Raw genomic sequence first — 19140 nt, 5'->3', positions numbered from 1 at the left:
GGCCGAATCGACCGGCGCGGCGGGTCAGGCGAACCGGTGCGCGATCGGGGTCCAGCCGCAGTCCTCGATGAAACGCACGAGGTCGGCGGAGGAGATGCCGGTGGTTGCCTCATTGTGCAGCGGATGGAACCACACGGTGGGCGCGTCGAGCAGCGTCTGGTCCAGAACGATTCGCAGCCGGTCCCGATTCGGATGCCGCTGCGCGTTGAGGAGCGCGAAGGGCGTCACCGCCCCGGGCCACACGCCCAGCCATTCGAACACCCGCTCGGGCCGGGCGAAGCTGAGGCGGCCGACGCCGCAGGTGCGGGCGATGGCCTGCACATCGACGGGCGCGTCCTCCTGCACCACGCCGAGCACGTATTCGTCCTTTTTTGACTTCAAAAACAGGTTCTTGGCGTGTCCGCCCGGAAGGTCGCCCCGCAGCTCCTTCGCCGCCTCCACCGTGTGGGCGGGCGGGTGGTGCACCGTGCGGTGGGGAATGCCCAGCGCGTCCAGCCGGTCTCGCACGAGCGCTTCGAGACGCTTTTTTTCATCATCAATCACAAGAAATGTCATCTTTGCCCTTGCGCACTGTGTGCCGGCATAGTATCAGCCCGCCCGTCGACGCGACACACCGCAGCGACAACGCCGAGCGGGCGTAGCTCAGGGGTAGAGCACAACCTTGCCAAGGTTGGGGTCGAGGGTTCGAATCCCTTCGCCCGCTCCAGTTTTCCCTCCGGGGAACTGCAAGATTTCGAAAGCGCCCTCCGGGGCGTTTTTTTGTTTCTGGCGGGTTCCGGATCTGGTGCATCGGCACGCGCCCCACCCCCACCCCCGCCCCTGACAGTTCCTTCTCTGACACGCCGAATCGCGCAGCAATGTGCCCGGCCTCACGTCTGCGGCGGCGTCAGGCTGCGAATCCGCTCGTAGAGCGCCTTCGGCACCCGGATGCCGGTGCGCCGGGCGGCTGCCCGCGCCGCGTAGCGCCGGTCGCCCGGCAGGCGCGCACCCTGTGCCGTGATTCGGGCGAACAGATCCTCCGCCGCTGCCTCTGAGTCCCCGGTGGCGGCGGCCAGAATCGCCGGGTTGAAGGCGACGATCAGCTCGCCGTGGCACGGGGCCGCCTTCACGCCGCCGTCGAACGCGGCGGACTGGCGGCTGGTGCGATCGCCGATGAAGGGGCCTGCCAGCAGCTCCACCATGGTGGCGAGCGCCGAGCCCTTGTGCCCGCCGAACGGCAGCATGGACCCGGCCAGCACGGCGGCCGGGTCGGTGCTGGGGCGGCCTTGCGCGTCGAGGCCCCAACCGGGCGGCAGCGTCTCCCCGCGCTGGCGGCGCTGCGCGATCTCGGCGCGCGCCCCGGCGCTGGTGGCGAAATCGAACACATAGGGCGGGCGCCCCGGGCGCGGCCAGGCGAAGGCGATGGGGTTGGTGCCGAGCGCGCCCCGGGTGCCGCCTGCCGGGGCCACCCAGTCGTGGGTGGGGTTCATGGAGAGGGCGGCCAGGCCGTGGGTTGCGATCTCCTCCACCACCGGCCAGAGCGCGGTGGAGTGGAAGCCGTTGTTCACCGCCAGCAGGGCAACGCCCAGCGTGCGGGCGCTGTCGATGAGCAGCGGCAGGCCGCGCTCCGCTGCCAGAATGGAGAAGCCGTAGTCCGCATCGACGCGGATGACGGCGGGGGTCACCGCCTCCGGGCGCGGGTCGGCGTGGCGGTTGAAGGCCGGGTGCGCCAGGGTGTCCAGCGTGCCGGGCAGGCGTTGCAGGCCGTGCGAGGTGCAGCCGTCGCGCTGGGCCGCGCACAGGGTGCGCGCCATGGCGTCCGCCTGCGCCTCGCCCAGCCCGTGGGCCATCAGGAACGCCCGGGCAAGGGCGAGCACCTCGCCTTCGGACAGAACGATTTCCTCGGGGCTGACGCCGCTGGCCATGACTCTTTCCTCCGCAAAGCCGCAAAAACCGGCACTCTAGCGCCCGGCTCCGCCCGGGTCCAATGCGGGGGGCTCCGACGGGCGTATGGGTGGTAACAGGGGCGGTAACAGGGGCGGCTGCGCCGGCGGTTGCCCGGGGGCCTGCGCCGCGATACGCCTGTGGGCGGGACCGCAGCGGGACGGGAGGGGCGCATGGCCGCCATCGGCTGGTACATTCTGGCGGCAGCGGGCGAGATCGCCGGATGCTTTGCCTTCTGGGCGTGGGCGCGGCTGGGCAAGTCCGTCTGGTGGCTGTTGCCGGGCCTCGCCAGCCTTGCCGCCTTTGCCTTCGCCCTCACCCGGGTGGAGGCCGATTTCGCCGGGCGGGCCTATGCGGCCTACGGCGGCATCTACATCACCGCCTCGATCCTGTGGCTGTGGGCGGTGGAAGGCCATGCGCCGGACCGGTGGGATCTGACCGGCGCGGCGGTTGCGCTGCTGGGCGCGGCGATCATCCTGTGGGGGCCGCGCGGGGCATAGGGAATTCCGGTCGTCTCAGGCCGTAGCGGCTGCCGCCGCTGCCGCCGCTGCCGCTGCGTTGACCGCCGCCAGCAATTCCTCGTCGCCCGCCGGCTTGTAGAGAACGGCGGCCGCGCCGTGGAGGTCGGCAAGGGCGGTGGCCTGCTCCAGGCTCGCCCCCGGCCCGCCGCCCGAGATCAGCACCACCGGCAGCGGCCGCGGCCGGTTGCGCAGCGCCTTCAGCACCTCAAGGCCGCTCAGCCGGGGCATCCAGATGTCGAGCACCGCCATGTCGAGGGAGTCGTCGGCGCTGTGCGCGATCGCCGCGGCGCCGTCCTCCACGCACACCACCTCGTGGCCGGCGGCTTCCAGCACCAGGCGCATGGCGGCCCGCGCGGAGTCCAGATCGTCTGCCAACAGGATGCGCACCGGCAAGCTCCTGCGTGTCCGCCTCAGGATGGGAAGGAAAACACCCGGCTACAGCCCGCTACGGAAGGAGTGACGTCGGAAGGAGTGATGGCCGGCGCCTGTCACCGGAAAGGCAACGGGCGGACAGCCCGGTCAAGGCCGCCGCCCGTAAACGCCGATGGCGCTGCCGTTGTTTCAGGCTTCAGGCGTGAACCATGAACGGATTGGCGGCCTTCTTCTGGCCCTTCTTCTGGCCCAGCCGCTCGAACAGGTGCTCCAGCATGACGGTCAGGTTATGCTGCTGGTCCGCCGGCAGATTGCCGAGAATTTCGGCAAGGCGCAGGATCGGGTCCTGAAGAATGAGCTCCTCGCCCTGCGCCGTGAGCGACAGGCGCATGACGCGGCGGTCGCGGCTGTCGGGCGTGCCCTTGACGAAGCCCTTGCGGATCAGCGCCGAGATGGCGCGGGAGGCCGGCGCCAGCGTCACGCCCAGATAGCGGGCAAGACCCGCCACCGTGGCCGCTTCCCGGTTGGCGCGGGCCAGATAGCGCAGGGCTGCCCACTGGCCCGGATGCATGGCCTGCGGCGAGCGTTCCGGATAGATGAGCCGGACAGTCTGTTCCAGCAAAACGGCCAGGCCAACGAGATTGCGCTGCGAGCCCGAAGGTGCGGTCTCACGGAATGCTGGTTCGGATACCGGGGCGACGGTCTGATCGTCTTTGAGAATGGGAGAAACATTCATGTAATTCATAGAACCCCCCTGTGCCTGGACTGTCCGGGAGAGTTAGCCGATAGCAATAATCTCCAACTGGACAATTCCGACGCCACGCCGAACCAGTCATTGTTACGCTATCATTGCTAGCGCCTTCAGATGAACGACGCATGAATGAAATGGTTCAATATTAATTTTCACTATCATAACGATAGTTCGGCGATTTATCGATTTATCACATAGTACAGTTTTCCGTTACGCGCACAATCATTAACCAGTATTCTTTAAGAACTATAACATTTGTTATACATCTCTCTCGTTAATGCAGTCCGTAATTATACTATTCGAGGGATTCTGCGGGCCGCTGGCAACTCGCGTTTTGCTTTCGTACAAATGTACTGGAAATATTTTCGCGAAGTTTTTCGGCGTTGTTGGACATTCGTATGAATGTGTTGCCGAAATGTGTCAGTCCCCCGCAACGTGACCGGAAGATCGCTGCACATCGGAGCCGATGCGCTGAGAATCGTCGGCAAGGGCTGACACTTGGCACTGGTTGGCCTAGGGTTCGGCGCTAGAATGTCAAGCGCGGCCCCGTCCACGGCAGTTCGCTGTCGACCAGGCTGCGCAACAGCATGAGGGAAGCGAATCATGTCAGTTCTGGGCCTCGCGCAGAAACATGCGGAGGAAGTTGTTTCGCACCTGGGAGTCGAGGGCGAAGCGAAGGCGGATTTACAGAGGTTTACCAGCGCGTTCTTCCGGGATGCCTTGCCCGAGGAGCTGCGCGGCCTCGATGCGGCGGACATGGCGGGCATCGCCCGGTTTGCGTGGGAGGCGGCGCGGGAGCGCCAGCCCGGCCGGCCGGGCATCCGGCTCGAGTCCCACAAGATGGACACGGACGCGCCGGGGTCGCGGCGCACCATTCTGTGCATCGTCAACGACGATATGCCTTTTCTTGTCGACTCCGTGGCGGCCACGCTCGCCTCGCGCGGGTTGACCGTTGACCGCATCATCCACCCGGTGCTGGACGTGCGCCGCGACGGCGCGGGGGTGCGGGTGGAGACCGTCGGTCCCCGCCAGGGGGCCTCGCCCGCCGACGGGCTGGTGCGCGAGTCCGTGCTCTACATCGAGCTGGAGCGCGTCGGCGCCAAGGATCGCCAGGAGCTGCTGACCGCCCTTGAGGCCGTGCTGGCCGACGTGCGCGCGGCGGTGGAGGACTGGAAGCCCATGCTGGGCGCGCTCAGGACCGCCACCGACGGCCTGCGCAACGACCCGCCGCCGGTGAGCGCGGACGAGCAGGCCGAGGCCGTCGCCTTCCTCGAATGGCTGGCGAAGGACAACTTCACCTTCCTCGGCTACCGCTACTACAGCTACGAGGGCGACCTCGGCGACGAAACCCTGGAGCCGAAGTCGGACCTCGGCCTTGGCTACCTGCGCGACCCGGACTTCCCCGTCTGGCGCGGCCCGGAGGGCTACACCCAGGTGTCGCCGCAGCTGCGCGAATTCCTGATGACGCCGGAGCCGATTCTCGTCACCAAGTCCAACGCCCTCTCGACCGTCCACCGCCGCGTGCACATGGATTACGTCGGCGTGAAGGCGTTCCGGGACGGCCGGGTGGTGGGCGAGCACCGCTTCATCGGCCTGTTCACCTCCGCCTCCTACGCGGTCAGCCCGCGCAGCATCCCCATGCTCCGCCGCAAGGTGGACAAGGTGCTGGAAGCCTGCGGGTTCGACCCGAAGGGCCACGCCGGCAAGGCGCTGCTGCACGTGCTGGAGAACTTCCCGCGCGACGAGATGGTGCAGATCGACCCCGACCAGCTCACCCAGGTGGCGCTCGGCCTGCTCTCCCTCATCGACCGGCCCCGGCCCAAGCTGTTCCTGCGCCGCGACCGGTTCGAGCGCTATGTCTCGGTGCTGTGCTGCATCCCGCGCGACCTCTACCGCAGCGACATCCGGGTGACGGTGGGCCGTATGCTCTCCGCCGCCTTCCAGGCGCGGGTGTCCCTGTTCTCGGTGGAGCTGCGGGATGACCCGGTGGCCCGCATCCACTTCATCCTCGGCACCACCCCCGGCTCGGTGCCGCAGGTGGACGAGCATGATCTGGACCGCCGCCTGCGCGCCCTCGTGCTCGGCTGGGACGACCAGCTGGAGACCGCGCTCGCCGAAATCCTCGGCGAGGCCCGCGCCGCGCGCCTGCGCCTCAGCCACGGCCGCATGCTCTCCGCCTCCTACCGCGCCCAGTACTCGCCGGAGGAAGCGGCGACGGACATCGAGCGCCTCATCGCCCTGCGCGACGAGAACGACCGCGATGTTCTCATCTACCGCCGCAATGACGACGCCCCGCACCGCATCCGCCTGAAGATCTTCCGCCTCGGGCAGATCATCCCGCTCTCCGAGTGCGTGCCGGTGCTGGAGCATCTGGGCCTGCGGGTGATCGAGGAATATCCGTTCGATCTGGCCGAGGGCCGCCTCGGCTGGATTCACGACTTCCTGCTGGAGGACCCCAACGGCCAGCCGCTCGACCTCGACTGGCTGAAGCCGACGCTGGAGCCGGCGCTGCGCGCCATCCTCGGCGGCGAGCAGGAGGACGACGGCTTCAACGCCCTTGTCATCAAGGTCAACCTCAGCGTCGAGCAGGCCGGCCTGTTCCGCGCCTACTTCCGCTACATGCGCCAGATCGGCCTGCCCTACGGCCAGGACACGGTGCAGGCGGCGCTTGTCGCCTATCCGCAGCTGACGGCGGCGCTGGCCGACCTGTTCGCTGCCCGCTTCGACCCCGACCGGGCCGATCCCAAGCTGGAGGAAGCCGTCCTTGCCCGCATCGGCGAGGCGCTGGCCAAGGTCGAGGCGCTGGCGGACGACCGCATCCTCCGGCTCTACCGCTCGGTGATCCTGGCGACGGTGCGCACCAACGCCTACCAGCCGGAGCGCGAGGCGCTGGCGTTCAAGATCAACTCCTCCCAGGTGCCGGGCCTGCCCCTGCCCGTTCCCTTCCGCGAGATCTTCGTCTACTCGCCGCGGGTGGAGGGCATCCACCTGCGCGGCGGCAAGGTGGCGCGCGGCGGCCTGCGCTGGTCCGACCGGCGCGACGACTTCCGCACCGAGGTGCTCAGCCTCCTGAAGGCGCAGATGGTCAAGAATGCGGTCATCGTGCCGGTGGGCGCCAAGGGCGGCTTCTATCCCAAGCAGCTGCCCCCCGCCTCCGACCGCGAGGCCTGGCTGGCCGAGGGCAAGGCGGCGTACCAGATCTTCATCCGCGCCCTGCTGTCGGTGACCGACAACCTGGTGGAGGGCGAGGTGGTGCCGCCGGTGCGCGTGGTGCGCCACGACGACGACGATCCCTACCTGGTGGTGGCGGCCGACAAGGGCACGGCCACCTTCTCCGACATCGCCAACGCCATCTCGCTGGAGCGCGGCCACTGGCTGGGCGACGCCTTCGCCTCGGGCGGCAGCCACGGCTATGACCACAAGGCGATGGGCATCACCGCCAAGGGCGCGTGGATTTCCGTGGAGCGGCACTTCCGCGAAATGGGCATCAACGTGGCCACCGACCCGGTGCGGGTGGTGGGCGTGGGCGACATGTCCGGCGACGTGTTCGGCAACGGCATGCTCCGCAGCCGGGCGATCAAGCTGGTGGCGGCGTTCGACCACCGCCACATCTTCCTCGACCCGAACCCGGACCCGGAGGCCAGCTTCCGCGAGCGCGAGCGCCTGTTCAACCTGCCGCGCTCGTCGTGGGCGGACTATGACCCGGCGCTCATCTCGCCGGGCGGCGGCGTCTTCCCGCGCACGGCCAAGTCCATCGACCTGACGCCGGAGATCCAGGCCATGCTCGGCGTTGCCGAGTCCAGCCTCACCCCGGTGGAGCTGATCCGCGCCATCCTGAAGATGGAGGCGGACCTGCTGTGGATGGGCGGCATCGGCACCTACGTGAAGGCCGCCAGCGAGCCCCATTCGGCCGCCGGCGACAAGGCCAACGATCCGGTCCGCATCGACGCGGAGGAGCTGCGCGTCAAGGTGGTGGGCGAAGGCGCCAACCTGGGCTTCACCCAGGCGGCGCGCATCGCCTTCGCCCGCAAGGGCGGCCGCGTCAACGCCGACTTCATCGACAACTCGGCGGGCGTGGACTGCTCGGACAACGAGGTGAACATCAAGATTCTCCTCAACCCGATCGTGGCCAGCGGCCGCCTGCCCATGGCAGAGCGCGACAAGCTGCTGGAGGAGATGACCGACAACGTCTCCGCCCTCGTGCTGCGCGACAACTACCTCCAGACCCAGGCGCTCTCGGTCGCCGAGGTGGGCGGGGCGCACGCCGTGCCCGCCTATGCCCGGCTCATCCAGACGCTGGAAGCCTCGGGCCACCTCAACCGCGCGGTGGAGGGCCTGCCGTCCGACGAGGAGCTGGAGCGCCGCATCGCCGCGGGCGAAGGTCTCACCCGGCCCGAGCTGGCGGTGCTGCTGGCGTATGCCAAGCTGCGGCTCTACGAGGCGCTGCTGGATTCGGCCATCCTCGATGATCCGGTGATGGAGCAGGATCTCATCCAGGCCTTCCCGGAGCAGCTGCAACAGCGGTTCGCGGCGGAAATCCGCAACCACCCGCTGCGGCGGGAGCTGATCGCCACCAAGCTGTCCAACGCCGTCGTCAACCGGGGCGGCATCACCCTCGCCTTCGAGCTGGCGGAGGAAACCGGCGCCGGGCTCGACCAGGTGGTGGGCGCCTTCGTGGTGGCCCGCGAGGTGTTCGACACCCGCGCCCTGTGGCGTCTCATCGACAGCTACGACTACCGCATCGCGGCGGACCTCCAGATCCGCCTGCACCGGGAAGCGGCGGGCGCGCTCAAGCGGCAGATCGAGGACGTGCTGCGCTTCTCCGGCGAGAGCCTGTCGCCCAGCACCATGATCGTGCGCCTGCGGCCGGGCATCGACCGGCTGATCCCGCAGGTGAACGAGCTGCTGCGGCCGGAGCCGCGCGCCATGGTCGAGCAGTACCGGCAGACGCTGGTGGAACGCGGCACGCCGCCGGACGTGCAGGAGGCCCTCCTGCTGCTGGTGGTGCTCAACGGCGTCGTCGGCGTCGCGCTGCTGGCGGAGGAACTGGGCGCGGACGAAGCGGACGTGGCCCACGCCTACACCCTGCTCGGCGACCGGCTGGGCCTGGACTGGGCGGCCGGCATGGCCTCCAGCCTCATGCCCGCCGATCCGTGGGAGCGCCTGCTGCTGGCCGGCACCGCCCACGACTTCGAGCGGGTGCGCCTCGAGCTGATCCGCCGCCTCGTCCAGACGGCAGGCGGCGGCTCGGCCCAGGCGGCGGTCGAGCGGTGGCTGGCGGAGCAGGAGCCCTGCGCCGACCGCATCCGCGCGCTCGTCGCCAACGTCCGGGCCTCCAAGCCCGCCACCACCGCCAAGCTCACCCACCTCGCCTCGCAGGTGCGCCAGCAGCTGTCGCGGTAAGCGGAGACCGGATGGGGATTTGATTGCAGGAGGGGCCCCGTGCGCGGAGGCGCACATTCAAGGGTCTCCCCTCCTGCACCTCCCGTTCGTTTAAAAGGGCCGTGCTCCGGCAACCGGAGTGCGGCCCTTGCCGTTTTCAGGCGATTGCCTGCAGGTGCCAGCGGGAGTTCACCGACTCTTCCGTCGCCCAGCGCAGCAGGATGGCGTTTTCCACGATCCATTCCCCCAGCCTGCGCGTGCCAAGCACCCGGCAGCCAAGACCTTCCAGCCGGTACAGGTCATTCAGCGCCGGAACCAGGGAATGGCTCTCGGGGAGCACCCGGACGATGACAGGTGACAGGCCCAGGCGCATCTCCAGAAACTGTTCGCGGTGATGCCTGAGCGCTTCGTAGACCCGGCGGTCGAAGCTGCGGGCGTCCACGTTTCGCGCCGGCAGCACCCACAGCTCCCAGCGGGCCGCACAGGAATTGTATTCCAGCAGGGCCCCGCGCGGCGCGGCCTCGGTTTGGTCCAGAAGGCGCAGAAGCGTATGGCTGTCGGCTACCAATACTCTCTTATCCATGTGAGAATCCCCTTCTCAGGATCGGAGACCGCGCGAACCATTGTTATCTGCTGTCATCTGCGCCAACGCCTTCAGCTTCTCGCAGTTTCTCGAAATTAATGTCTAAAAAATGGAGTAGTATCCCAGAACGATGCATGATGTGAGCATAAAACTACACCAGGGGGTCGAAGTATATGTATTAAAAACCAAAATAATTAGATTTAAAATATCGATTGTTTAAGGAAAACGTTTGGCATAACGAGGGGTTTGTGTAATTTTAAGATAAATGAATAATAAAATGATAATAATTTCCGGTTTGAATTGTGTTGCGTTTACATCAGTAATCTGTATATCTTGAAAAGTTGAGGGCCGGAACATTGGGTCGCTTCGGCCCAACTGTACTCAATAATTGGACTATTTGGAATAATTAAGTGTGTGTTCTGATTTTAATTTAATGTCTTGACATATGTTTTCAATGTCTGGAAAAAGCGACCTTCGAGTTATATTTAGTTTTTCAAGCTGCCTTATTATGTTAATTTTTTCTGTTGATGGCACGATGATCTCAAGCTCAACTGGCGATTTTATTCTGGTCTGTATGCCTGACGCTATAAAAGCGCCGGACTGGGCAATTATTCTCCTATTATTTTTAGGAGGGTGTATAAAATAGTATCTATTTAAATCTAGTATTTTGAGTTTGTTTTCAAAATATGGTTTTTCTGTTCTTATAAAACTTAAAAGTCTTTCAGTCGCTTTTAACGATGTAAATAGGTCTTTTGATCTTTCGTTTACTTTTCTGTATGATTCTTTTGATGCGATGGACTCGAAATATAAGTATAAAAAATAACTATTTATTTCTTCTTTCTCTTCATAATTTAGTAACGCCATATTGCATATTATGCTAATTGTGTCGCTATTGGGAAATTTTGAATCTGTTCTGTTGAATTTAAATACTGCAACCTTGCCATCTTTGCCGTTTTCCTCGCTGCATGCGAAATATAATGCCACAAGGGGATTCATTGTGACGTCAAGAAGTCTTGTTGGTAGGCCGTAGTGCTGAGCTCTTACTAATCTTTGATATGCAGTTTTATCTGTTGAGAATTCGTCTGGTATTTCTGTGAAAAGTTCAATTAATATCTTGTCCTCAAATTCAGAATATCCATTTCGGTATATACTGGGTATGAACGGCCATATATGGGACGATTGTCCTCGGTAGCATCTTAGGGTGTCGTGATCGTATTGTATTTTTTCTATTACATTTACAAACTCGGATATGTTTTTGATATGTATTTTTTCTACGTTCTCTTCTTCCATAGGCTTTTTGCTCTGTCGACTGCTTGCCCGAGAGCTTAAAGATATAAATTTTACAATGTATTACAAAACGAAAACGCCGCCCTGCCCGGGGGCAGGACGGCGTAACCTTTGGAGCGGTTCGCACTTACCTTCTCGTTCCCAGGCTGCGCCTTTGATCGCGCGCGCGTCCCTGTAACGACAAGGGATGTTGCCAGGAGGGTCATAGACCCTCCTGCAAATCGAAAGACAGAACGCTCCGGTGCCAGATCAGCCGTTGAGGATTTCCAGCACGGCGTCGCGCTCTTCGATCAGCTCCTGCACGGAGCGGTCGATCTTGGCGCGCTGGAATTCGTTCAGCTCCAGACCCTTCACGCGCTCGAAGGTGCCGCCGGCGGTGGTGATCACCGGCACCGAGCACATCAGGCCCTCGGGGATGCCGTAGGAGCCGTCGGACGGAATGGCCATGGACACCCAGTTGCCGTTGGAGCCGAGGAACCAGTCGCGCATGTGGTCGATGGCGGCGTTGGCAGCCGAGGCGGCCGAGGAGGCGCCGCGGGCTTCGATGATGGCGGTGCCGCGCTGGGCGACCGTCGGGATGAAGGTGTCCTTGTACCAGGCTTCGTCATTCACCAGCGCCGGCAGGGCCTTGCCGCCCGAGGAGGCCTGGAAGTAGTCGGCGAACATGGTGGGCGAGTGGTTGCCCCAGATCACGAACTTCTCGATCGAGTCGACGGAGACGCCGGTCTTGGCCGACAGCTGGGCGAGGGCGCGGTTGTGGTCGAGGCGGGTCATCGCCGAGATGTTCTCGGCCGGGAAGTCCGGCGCGTTGTGGGCCAGAATCCAGGCGTTGGTGTTGGCCGGGTTGCCGACCACGATCACCTTGGCGGTCTTCTTGGCCACGGTGTTGAGAGCCGCACCCTGTACCTTGAAGATGGCGGCGTTGGCGGCGAGCAGGTCGCGGCGCTCCATGCCCTTCGAGCGCGGACGCGCGCCCACGAGGAAGGCGGCGTCGATGTCCTTGAAGGCCTCGTTCGCGTCGTCGGAAACGGTGACGCCAGCCAGCAGCGGGAAGGCGCAATCCTCAAGCTCCATCACCACGCCCTTCACGGCGTTGAGGGACTGCGGAATGTCGAGAAGCTGGAGGATAACCGGCTGGTCCTTGCCGAAGACATCGCCATTCGCGATGCGGAACAGCAGCGAGTAGCAGATCTGCCCGGCGGCGCCCGTGACGGCTACGCGGAGAGGGGATTTGGCCATTTCATCATCCTTTCATACGACTCGAGAACTTCGGTCTGCATTGTCCGGCGCTAGAACGTGGGGGCTTCGCAGCTGGTTCGCCCCGGGGCACTGCTATACCTCTTTTTGCAAAAGGGGGAGGGTGGGATGCGTCTTTTTTTGGCCAAGGCTATTTTTTCAGCTAGGCCCGACAAGGGGGATCCTGCCGCCGGCCCGCCCGTCACGACAGAAGACGACAGAAAGTGCCGCCCATGACAACACTTCGCCCGTCCGCGCCCGCCGACGTGCCGCACCTGCACTCCCTCTGGCGCCGGTCGGTGCGCGCCACCCACCACTTCCTCGCCGAGGCGGACTTCCGCGAGATCGACAGGGTCGTCGGCTCCCTCTACCTGCCCCACGCCCAACTGGTTGTCGCCGTAGACGACAGCGACCACCCGCTCGGGTTCATGGGGTTGAACGGCAGCCATATCGACAGCCTGTTCATCGACCCGGACCACCGCGGCGCGGGGCTCGGCAGGATGCTGGTGGAACACGCCGCCCGCCTCTGCGGCGTGGTGACGGTGGACGTGAACGAGCAGAACGACCAGGCCGTCGGCTTCTACCGGAAGATGGGCTTCACCGAGACCGGCCGCTCCCCCACGGACGACGACGGCCGCCCCTACCCCCTCCTGCACATGGTGCGGACGCAAGAGCTCGTTCCTTCGCGATAAGTGATGATTGTTCTTCGGTTTTTTGCAGGAGGGTCTCGGACCCTCCTGGCAACCTCCCTTTCGTAACCGGGACGTGCGCGTGGACAGGGGCGCGGCCCGATAAATCAGATTTTCAAACGGCCGCGTTTCCAGGGAATGCCGGAACCACGGCCCCGAAAAACGAAAGGGGTGCAGGGGTCCAGGACCCCTGCAACTCAAATCCAGTTTACAATCCCCGATCCCCTCAACGCTCGCTGAGGGCCAGCCGCACGGCCAGTCCGCCCATGATGCTGGCGGTTGCCCAGCGGATAGCCTGGCCGAGGCGGGCGCTGCCCTTGAGCCGGGCGGCGACGAGGGCGACGGCGAAGTTCACCAGTGTGCCGCTGGTGGTGAACCACAGGCCGAGCGCGGCGATCTGTATCGTCTGATGCCCGTGGGCCGGGTCGATGAACTGGGGCAGGAAGGCGAGGAAGAACAGCCCCACCTTGGGATTGGTCACGTTCACCAGCGCGCCCTGCCGGAAGGCGCGCCGGGCATCCGCCGGAGCCTGGGGTATGTGGGCGGTATCGGGAGCCTCGCTCGGATCGGCTTTGGCCGGGGCCGAGCGGATCAGCCCCCAGGCGAGGTAGAGAAGGTAGGCGGCGCCTGCCCACTTGAGCACGGTGAAGGCGGTCTGGGAGGCGGCGATCAGCGCCGAAAGCCCCGCCACCGCGAACAGGATGTGGACGCAGCAGCCGGCGGCCACCCCCAGCGCGGCGGCGAACCCGGCGCGCACGCCGCTCCGCGCGGCGGAGATGCCCACAAGGGTCATGTCCGCGCCCGGCGTCACGTTGAGCGCCAGCGCCGCCACGGCGAAGGTTGCAAGCTGGGGTAAGGGCGGAAGCACGTCGTTCGGGAGAAGGTCAAAGCCTGTCATGGGCAGTCCCCTGTCCTGGCTCGAGGGATCGACAGCGGCCGGATATTAGGGCGTGTCCTGTTTGCGTACCACATTTTTTGTAATTGCAGGTATGTCAGTTTTGCAGGTGGACTTTTTGCAGGGGTCTTGGACCCCTGCACCCCATTCGTTTGGCGGGCCGCGCGCATGTCCCGAAAATCGAAAGGGAGTGCAGAGGGGCAAGCCCATCTGCAACCCTCTGAAAGAGCGCTCGGACAAGGTTGACTATGGTCGCGGTGTCTGTGCCGCCTGACGGTCCATATCGACCCTGCCCATATCGACCCTGCCCATATCGACCCTGCTTTGGTTGACAGTGGGGCGGGACCTGCGTAACCATCTGCTCTGTACAGGCTCTCAGAGGTGGGAACGGCCTCCCCACACACCACCGGCGCTGTGGCGCAGGTGGTACAGTAGCTCTGACAGAGTACAGTTGCTCTGGCAGAGTGAAGAGATCCGGGCGTGGGCACCCCGGCTAGAGCCATCGTCAAGGGGCTCCCGACCTAACAGGCCAGGGAGCCTTTTCCTTTCATGACGTGACGTTTCATGACTTGAGCGCTGACAAGGTGATTCTTGGCGCGCCGGGCCTCCACCTTTTTCGCAGAGATCGGGTAGATGCTGGTTACGTTGTAGCGCCCCGAGGCGTCTCGAACGATCGCAACCGCCACCAGAAGGTGCTCGTCCCAGCCCGGGGGTCTTCCCACAATCTCGATCTTGCCCTTGTTGCGAAAGTCATCCCCGAAATAGAGGGGATTGGCGATGACACTGGCAACGTGGGGAAGTGCGCGGGAAAAGTCTTCGCCATGTCGTCGGCTGGCATGCCGTTGGGCATGGCCAGACATAACGGCTTCGCCAGGTTCCAGTTCCAGCTGCAACGCCAGATTGATTTGCAAGACAGGCAGGTCGCCAAAATATAATGGCGCTGGCAGGCAGCTGTTCTTTCGGGCCATGGTGCGGGTTTTTTTAAATCGGTATTATGATTTCTATTCCGGGAGTGCCGGGATTGCCGTCGCTTCCATGCAAAAATAATTCAGTGAGATTTTAAATATCTGTGCGATAAAAATGGATTTTTAACTTGTATTTATATTTTGGAAAAGACATTTCTGGTTTTATTTATATTTAATTCATCTCAATTGTTTTCATGGCCCATTTTGTTGCGAATTTCGAACCAGCGATGGTCTGTCTGGTCGGGGGCTGGCGCACAAGTAAAGTGCGGGGGAAACACGTCCCGAAAATCGAATGGCCCGAAAATCGAAAGGGAGTGCAGAGGGGCAAGCCCCTCTGCAAGGAAAGCCCCACAAAACCAAAAAGGGCGGAGCCGTGAGGCCCCGCCCTTCTGTCTGGTCATAAAGACCGGCTTAGTGGCGGAAGTGGCGCTTGCCGGTGAACACCATGGCGAGGCCCTTCTCGTCGGCGGCGGCGATGACTTCGTCGTCGCGGATGGAGCCGCCCGGCTGGATGACGGCGGTGGCGCCGGCTTCAGCGGCGGCGAGCAGGCCGTCGGCGAAGGGGAAGAAGGCGTCCGAGGCCACCACCGAGCCGATGGTGAGCGGCTGGGCCTCACCGGCCTTCTCGGCGGCTTCCTTCGATTTCCAGGCGGCGATGCGGGCGCTGTCCACGCGGCTCATCTGCCCGGCGCCGACGCCCACGGTGGCGCCGTTCTTCGCGTACACGATGGCGTTCGACTTCACGTGCTTGGCGACGCGGAAGGCGAACAGCAGGTCCGCCATTTCCTGGGGCGTCGGGGCGCGCTTGGTGACGACCTTGAGGTCGGCTTCCGTGGTGACGCCGTTGTCGCGGCCCTGCACCAGATAGCCGCCGGCGATCGAGCGGATGTTGTAGCCGGCGCGGGCCGGGTTCGGCAGTCCCTTGGTGAGCAGCAGGCGCAGGTTCTTCTTGGCGGCGAAGAGGGCGATGGCTTCCTCGTCCGCGTCCGGCGCGACAACCACTTCGGTGAAGATCTCGGTGATCGCGCGTGCCGTCGCGCCGTCGAGCGGGCGGTTGGCGGCGATGATGCCGCCGAAGGCCGAGACCGGGTCGCACAGCAGCGCCTTGCGGTAGGCTTCCTCCAGCGACGCGCCGGTGGCGACGCCGCAGGGGTTGGCGTGCTTGATGATGGCGATGGCCGGGGTTGCGGGGTCGAACTCGCCGATCAGCTCAAGGGCGGCGTCGGTATCGTTCAGGTTGTTGAACGACAGCTCCTTGCCCTGGAGCTGGCGGGCATTGACCACGCCCGGCTCGTCCGAGGTGCGGTAGAAGGCGGCGGTCTGGTGCGGGTTCTCGCCGTAGCGCAGCTCGCTCACCTTCCGGGCGGAGAGCGTCAGCGTCTCGGGGAAGGTCTCGCCGTGCACGGTGCCCGAGAACCAGGACGCAATGGCGGCGTCGTAGGCGGCGGTGCGGGCGTAGGCCTTGCCGGCGAGGCGGCGGCGCAGCTCAAGGGTGGTGGCGCCGTCGTGGGCTTCCAGCTCGGCCAGCACGGCGTCGTAGTCGGCCGGGTCGGTGACGATGGTCACGTAGCCGTGGTTCTTGGCGGCGGAGCGCACCATGGAGGGGCCGCCGATGTCGATGTTCTCGATGCAGGTCTCGAAGTCCGCGCCCTTGGCGACGGTCGCCTCGAACGGGTAGAGGTTCACCACCACCATGTCGATGGGCGGGATGTTGTGGTCCGCCATCGCCTTGGCGTGCTCGGGGTTGTCGCGCAGCGCCAGCAGGCCGCCGTGGATCATCGGGTGCAGGGTCTTGACCCGGCCGTCCATCATCTCGGGGAAGCCGGTGTGCTCGGAGACGTCCTTGACGGCAAGGCCGGCCTCGCGCAGGGCGCGGGCGGTGCCGCCGGTCGACAGCAGCTCGACGCCGCGCGCGGCCAGCGCCCTGGCGAAGGGCACCAGACCCGACTTGTCGGAAACGGAAAGAAGCGCGCGGGTGACGCGCACCAGCGGATCGGCCATGACGTGTTCTCCGAAACTATCCTGAACGCTAGAACGTGGTGAGTGTGGACGGGGTTTTCTGCTCGCGGGATCTACTGCTTGGCGGAACGCTTGAACGACCAGTTGACCACCGCACCTTCCGCGGTTGCCTCGCCGCTCAGCACAAGCTGCTCCGTCTTCCGGCGGCGCCCTTGTGCATCAATCCACAGGGACGGTGCAATGGACAAGCTCGCCCCGCGCGCCTTGAACTGCCACACGGTGCCGCCCGGCAGCTTCAGCAGCGCGCCCTGGTTGTCGGCGGTGGCGGTGGCCTCGATGCCCAGCCCCAGGTGGAAGCGGATGTCGAAGGGCACGTTGCCCGAGCCGCGCAGGCTGAGGCCGCGCCGCCGGGCGGGGACCAGCCGGTCCTCGCCGCGGAAGTCCATGCCGTCTCCCGAGAGGTAGAGGCGGCGGCGGTGCTGGAAGCCGAAGCGGCGCACATAGCCGTCGTGGACGGCATCGACCACCACGCCTTCCTCGCTTTCCTGCCGCACCGCGACCACTTCGCTCACGCCCTTGCCGAGCGTGCCGTCGTCGCGGATGCGGGTGGAGTTGGTGTCGTCGATGATGAGGGTGGAGTGGGCGGCCGACGCCCGCAGCACCTGCTGGAGATCGGGGATCAGCGCCAGCGCCGTGCCGCGCCCGCCGCCGCAGTTGACGACCACGCGGTTGAGGCCGTCGGAGAACTCGAACGCCAGCGTGCCGGCGTGGGCGGTCTGGCTCACCCGGCCCGGCGGGGGCGGCCCGGCGTCCAGCACCACGATGCTGCGGCCGCCTTCCAGCCGCTGGAAGCCGCTGTAGATGCCGTTCTTCAGCGGCTTGGCGGAGACGCCGGAGAGCTTGAGCGCGTGCTCCAGCACGTTCTTGTCCGCCAGCCCGCCGCCGTGGACGGCGGAGAGGTGGTTGTCGCCCAGCACCATGCCGCGCAGGCTCGGCACCAGCCGGTCGATGGCGCGGGTAAGGCCCGCCGGCTCCTCCGCCTGGCGCTCCGTGACGACGGAGCGGACGGTGAGCAGCAGCTTGAGGATTTCCAGCTGTTCCTCCGGGCAGCGGGAGGCGACGCCGCCGTCCGCCAGGATGAACAGGTCGAGCGCCCGCTCCAGCGCCTGCGCGCCCTTGTGGGCGCGGGATTCGCCGCCGGGCAGCAGCAGGCCGTTGATCATGAGCCCGGCGGTTGCCTTGATGCGGGCGAGGCCCTCGGGCGTCTTCTCCGCCGTCTGGGCGAGGTGGCGGCCCTGCCGCGCCAGAGCGTTGAGCACGGACGAGCGGTAGACGTGATCCTCCGACGAGAGGATGTAGGGCGCGTGGGTCATCCACTGCATCAGCCGCTCGCCGAGGATATCGGCGCGCCAGGCCAGCTCGTCGAACTTGGTGTATTCGCTCAGCCAGCGCTGCACCAGCGGCTCGACGAACGCCGCGCCCTTCTTGTGGTCCGCCTCGGCGGCGAGGTCGCGCAGCCAGCGGAAGCTGTGCAGCCACTCCAGCCAGGCGGCGGGCGCGCGGATGGCGGAGAAGCGCATGCCGTGGGTGGTGATGGAAATGCCCATGTATTCCAGCCGCCCTTCCATCAGGGCGCGGCCCACGGCCGGGTCGCCCGGCCACAGGTCCGGCGGGGCGGCCAGCAGCTTGAGCGGGAACCGCCCGCGCAGGCGCAGGCCGTGCAGGAACGAGCGGTACTGGAGCCGGCGCAGGCGGTGGCCGATCTTCTCCGTCAGCGACAGGCCGCGGTCCTCGCCGTAGCGCACCAGCCGGTGAGCCGGGGTCTGGGGTGATGCGGCCTTGTCTGCCTTGTCGCTCACGCGTTGCTCCCGCCCGTATCCTTGCGCGCCGCGTCCTTCAGCGCCGTGATGTTGGCGGCATAGGCGTCCGGCCCGCCCTTGAAGCTGGCGGTGCCTGCCACCAGCACGTCGGCCCCGGCGGCGACGGCCGCGCCGATGGTTGCGGTGGTGATGCCCCCGTCCACCTCGAGGTCGATCTGCTTGCCGAGCTTGTCGATCATGCGGCGGATGCGGGCGATCTTCTCGATCTGGCTGTCGATGAACGACTGGCCGCCGAAGCCCGGGTTGACCGACATGACCAGCACCAGATCCAGATCCGGCAGAATATAATCCAGAACCTCGACCGGGGTTGCCGGGTTCAGCGACACGCCCGCCTTCTTGCCCAGCGATTTGATCTTCTGGACGGTGCGGTGCAGGTGCGGCCCCGATTCCGGGTGCACGGTGATGATGTCCGCGCCCGCCTCGGCAAACGCCTCGATGTAGGGATCGACCGGCGCGATCATCAGGTGCACGTCGAACGGCTTGGCGGTGTGCGGGCGCAGGGCCTTCACCACGCTCGGGCCGATGGTGATGTTGGGCACGAAGTGGCCGTCCATCACGTCGATGTGGATGTAGTCGGCGCCGGCGGCGTCGATGGCGCGCACCTCTTCGCCCAGCTTGGCGAAGTCGGCGGACAGGATCGACGGGGCGATGCGAACGGGTTGCTGTGGCATGAATTTGGCTCTTAGCAGGTTGAGCG

The 19140-nt window shown here is 65.1% G+C and carries 15 protein-coding genes and 1 tRNA gene; 4 read left to right on the top strand and 12 right to left on the bottom strand.

Going from position 1 to position 19140, the window contains the following annotated elements; all coding sequences use genetic code 11:
• Nucleotides 1–24 precede the first annotated feature (24 nt).
• Nucleotides 25–555, bottom strand: a complete 531-nt coding sequence (locus ACSJJU_RS04715) for a prolyl-tRNA synthetase associated domain-containing protein (RefSeq protein ID WP_435914049.1) — start codon at nucleotides 553–555, stop codon at nucleotides 25–27.
• A 76-nt stretch (nucleotides 556–631) separates the two neighbouring features.
• On the opposite strand from ACSJJU_RS04715, the gene ACSJJU_RS04710 reads away from it, so the two are divergent.
• A tRNA-Gly gene (locus ACSJJU_RS04710) sits at nucleotides 632–706 on the top strand.
• 163 nt (nucleotides 707–869) lie between these two features.
• Here ACSJJU_RS04710 and ACSJJU_RS04705 read toward each other — a convergent pair.
• Nucleotides 870–1904, bottom strand: coding sequence for an Ldh family oxidoreductase (locus ACSJJU_RS04705; protein ID WP_435914047.1), 1035 nt, complete (start codon nucleotides 1902–1904; stop codon nucleotides 870–872).
• A gap of 192 nt (nucleotides 1905–2096) precedes the next feature.
• Between ACSJJU_RS04705 and ACSJJU_RS04700 the strand changes: the two genes are divergently transcribed.
• Entirely contained in the window at nucleotides 2097–2423 is a 327-nt protein-coding gene (locus tag ACSJJU_RS04700; protein WP_435914046.1) for a YnfA family protein, read from the top strand.
• Nucleotides 2424–2438: 15 nt separating this feature from the next.
• Here the strand turns inward: ACSJJU_RS04700 and ACSJJU_RS04695 are convergent, their stop codons facing one another.
• Together ACSJJU_RS04695 and ACSJJU_RS04690 are read right to left on the bottom strand one after the other, a co-directional pair.
• Nucleotides 2439–2831, bottom strand: coding sequence for a response regulator (locus ACSJJU_RS04695; RefSeq protein WP_435914045.1), 393 nt, complete (start codon nucleotides 2829–2831; stop codon nucleotides 2439–2441).
• 181 nt (nucleotides 2832–3012) lie between these two features.
• The gene (locus tag ACSJJU_RS04690) at nucleotides 3013–3561 is read right to left on the bottom strand and encodes a MarR family winged helix-turn-helix transcriptional regulator (RefSeq protein WP_435914044.1); all 549 of its coding nucleotides are present in this window, start codon (nucleotides 3559–3561) and stop codon (nucleotides 3013–3015) included.
• Between the two features lie 609 nt (nucleotides 3562–4170).
• Here ACSJJU_RS04690 and ACSJJU_RS04685 point away from each other — a divergent pair.
• Nucleotides 4171–8970 carry an NAD-glutamate dehydrogenase gene (locus ACSJJU_RS04685; protein WP_435914043.1) on the top strand — a complete coding sequence of 1600 codons (4800 nt, stop codon included), beginning with the start codon at nucleotides 4171–4173 and terminating at the stop codon, nucleotides 8968–8970.
• A gap of 136 nt (nucleotides 8971–9106) precedes the next feature.
• Here ACSJJU_RS04685 and ACSJJU_RS04680 read toward each other — a convergent pair whose 3' ends face one another.
• From ACSJJU_RS04680 to ACSJJU_RS04670, 3 genes are all read right to left on the bottom strand, one after another.
• Nucleotides 9107–9532 (bottom strand): hypothetical protein, encoded by a 426-nt coding sequence (locus ACSJJU_RS04680; RefSeq protein WP_435914042.1) that lies wholly within the window; start codon nucleotides 9530–9532, stop codon nucleotides 9107–9109.
• 393 nt (nucleotides 9533–9925) lie between these two features.
• Nucleotides 9926–10822: an FRG domain-containing protein gene (locus tag ACSJJU_RS04675; RefSeq protein ID WP_435914041.1), complete on the bottom strand. Its 897-nt coding sequence runs from the start codon at nucleotides 10820–10822 to the stop codon at nucleotides 9926–9928.
• A gap of 246 nt (nucleotides 10823–11068) precedes the next feature.
• Nucleotides 11069–12058 (bottom strand): malate dehydrogenase, encoded by a 990-nt coding sequence (locus ACSJJU_RS04670; RefSeq protein ID WP_435914040.1) that lies wholly within the window; start codon nucleotides 12056–12058, stop codon nucleotides 11069–11071.
• A 230-nt stretch (nucleotides 12059–12288) separates the two neighbouring features.
• On the opposite strand from ACSJJU_RS04670, the gene ACSJJU_RS04665 reads away from it, so the two are divergent.
• Entirely contained in the window at nucleotides 12289–12747 is a 459-nt protein-coding gene (locus ACSJJU_RS04665) for an acetyltransferase (RefSeq protein WP_435914038.1), read from the top strand.
• 223 nt (nucleotides 12748–12970) lie between these two features.
• On the opposite strand, the gene ACSJJU_RS04660 is transcribed toward ACSJJU_RS04665, so the two are convergent.
• The 5 genes from ACSJJU_RS04660 to rpe form a co-directional block, all read right to left on the bottom strand.
• Entirely contained in the window at nucleotides 12971–13642 is a 672-nt protein-coding gene (locus tag ACSJJU_RS04660; RefSeq protein ID WP_435914037.1) for a LysE family translocator, read from the bottom strand.
• 518 nt (nucleotides 13643–14160) lie between these two features.
• The gene (locus tag ACSJJU_RS04655; protein ID WP_435914036.1) at nucleotides 14161–14607 is read right to left on the bottom strand and encodes a hypothetical protein; all 447 of its coding nucleotides are present in this window, start codon (nucleotides 14605–14607) and stop codon (nucleotides 14161–14163) included.
• Nucleotides 14608–15015: 408 nt separating this feature from the next.
• Nucleotides 15016–16605, bottom strand: coding sequence for a bifunctional phosphoribosylaminoimidazolecarboxamide formyltransferase/IMP cyclohydrolase (gene purH, locus ACSJJU_RS04650; RefSeq protein ID WP_435914035.1), 1590 nt, complete (start codon nucleotides 16603–16605; stop codon nucleotides 15016–15018).
• Between the two features lie 71 nt (nucleotides 16606–16676).
• The gene (locus tag ACSJJU_RS04645) at nucleotides 16677–18422 is read right to left on the bottom strand and encodes a heparinase II/III family protein (protein WP_435914033.1); all 1746 of its coding nucleotides are present in this window, start codon (nucleotides 18420–18422) and stop codon (nucleotides 16677–16679) included.
• Nucleotides 18419–19114, bottom strand: coding sequence for a ribulose-phosphate 3-epimerase (rpe, locus tag ACSJJU_RS04640; protein ID WP_435914031.1), 696 nt, complete (start codon nucleotides 19112–19114; stop codon nucleotides 18419–18421). The genes ACSJJU_RS04645 and rpe overlap by 4 nt, the downstream gene beginning before the upstream one ends.
• Nucleotides 19115–19140: the final 26 nt, after the last annotated feature.

Origin of the sequence: Pedomonas sp. V897 (assembly GCF_051304405.1) — a bacterium.
GTDB lineage: Bacteria > Pseudomonadota > Alphaproteobacteria > Sphingomonadales > Sphingomonadaceae > Pedomonas.
This window is presented reverse-complemented; position numbering and strand designations above follow the sequence as displayed.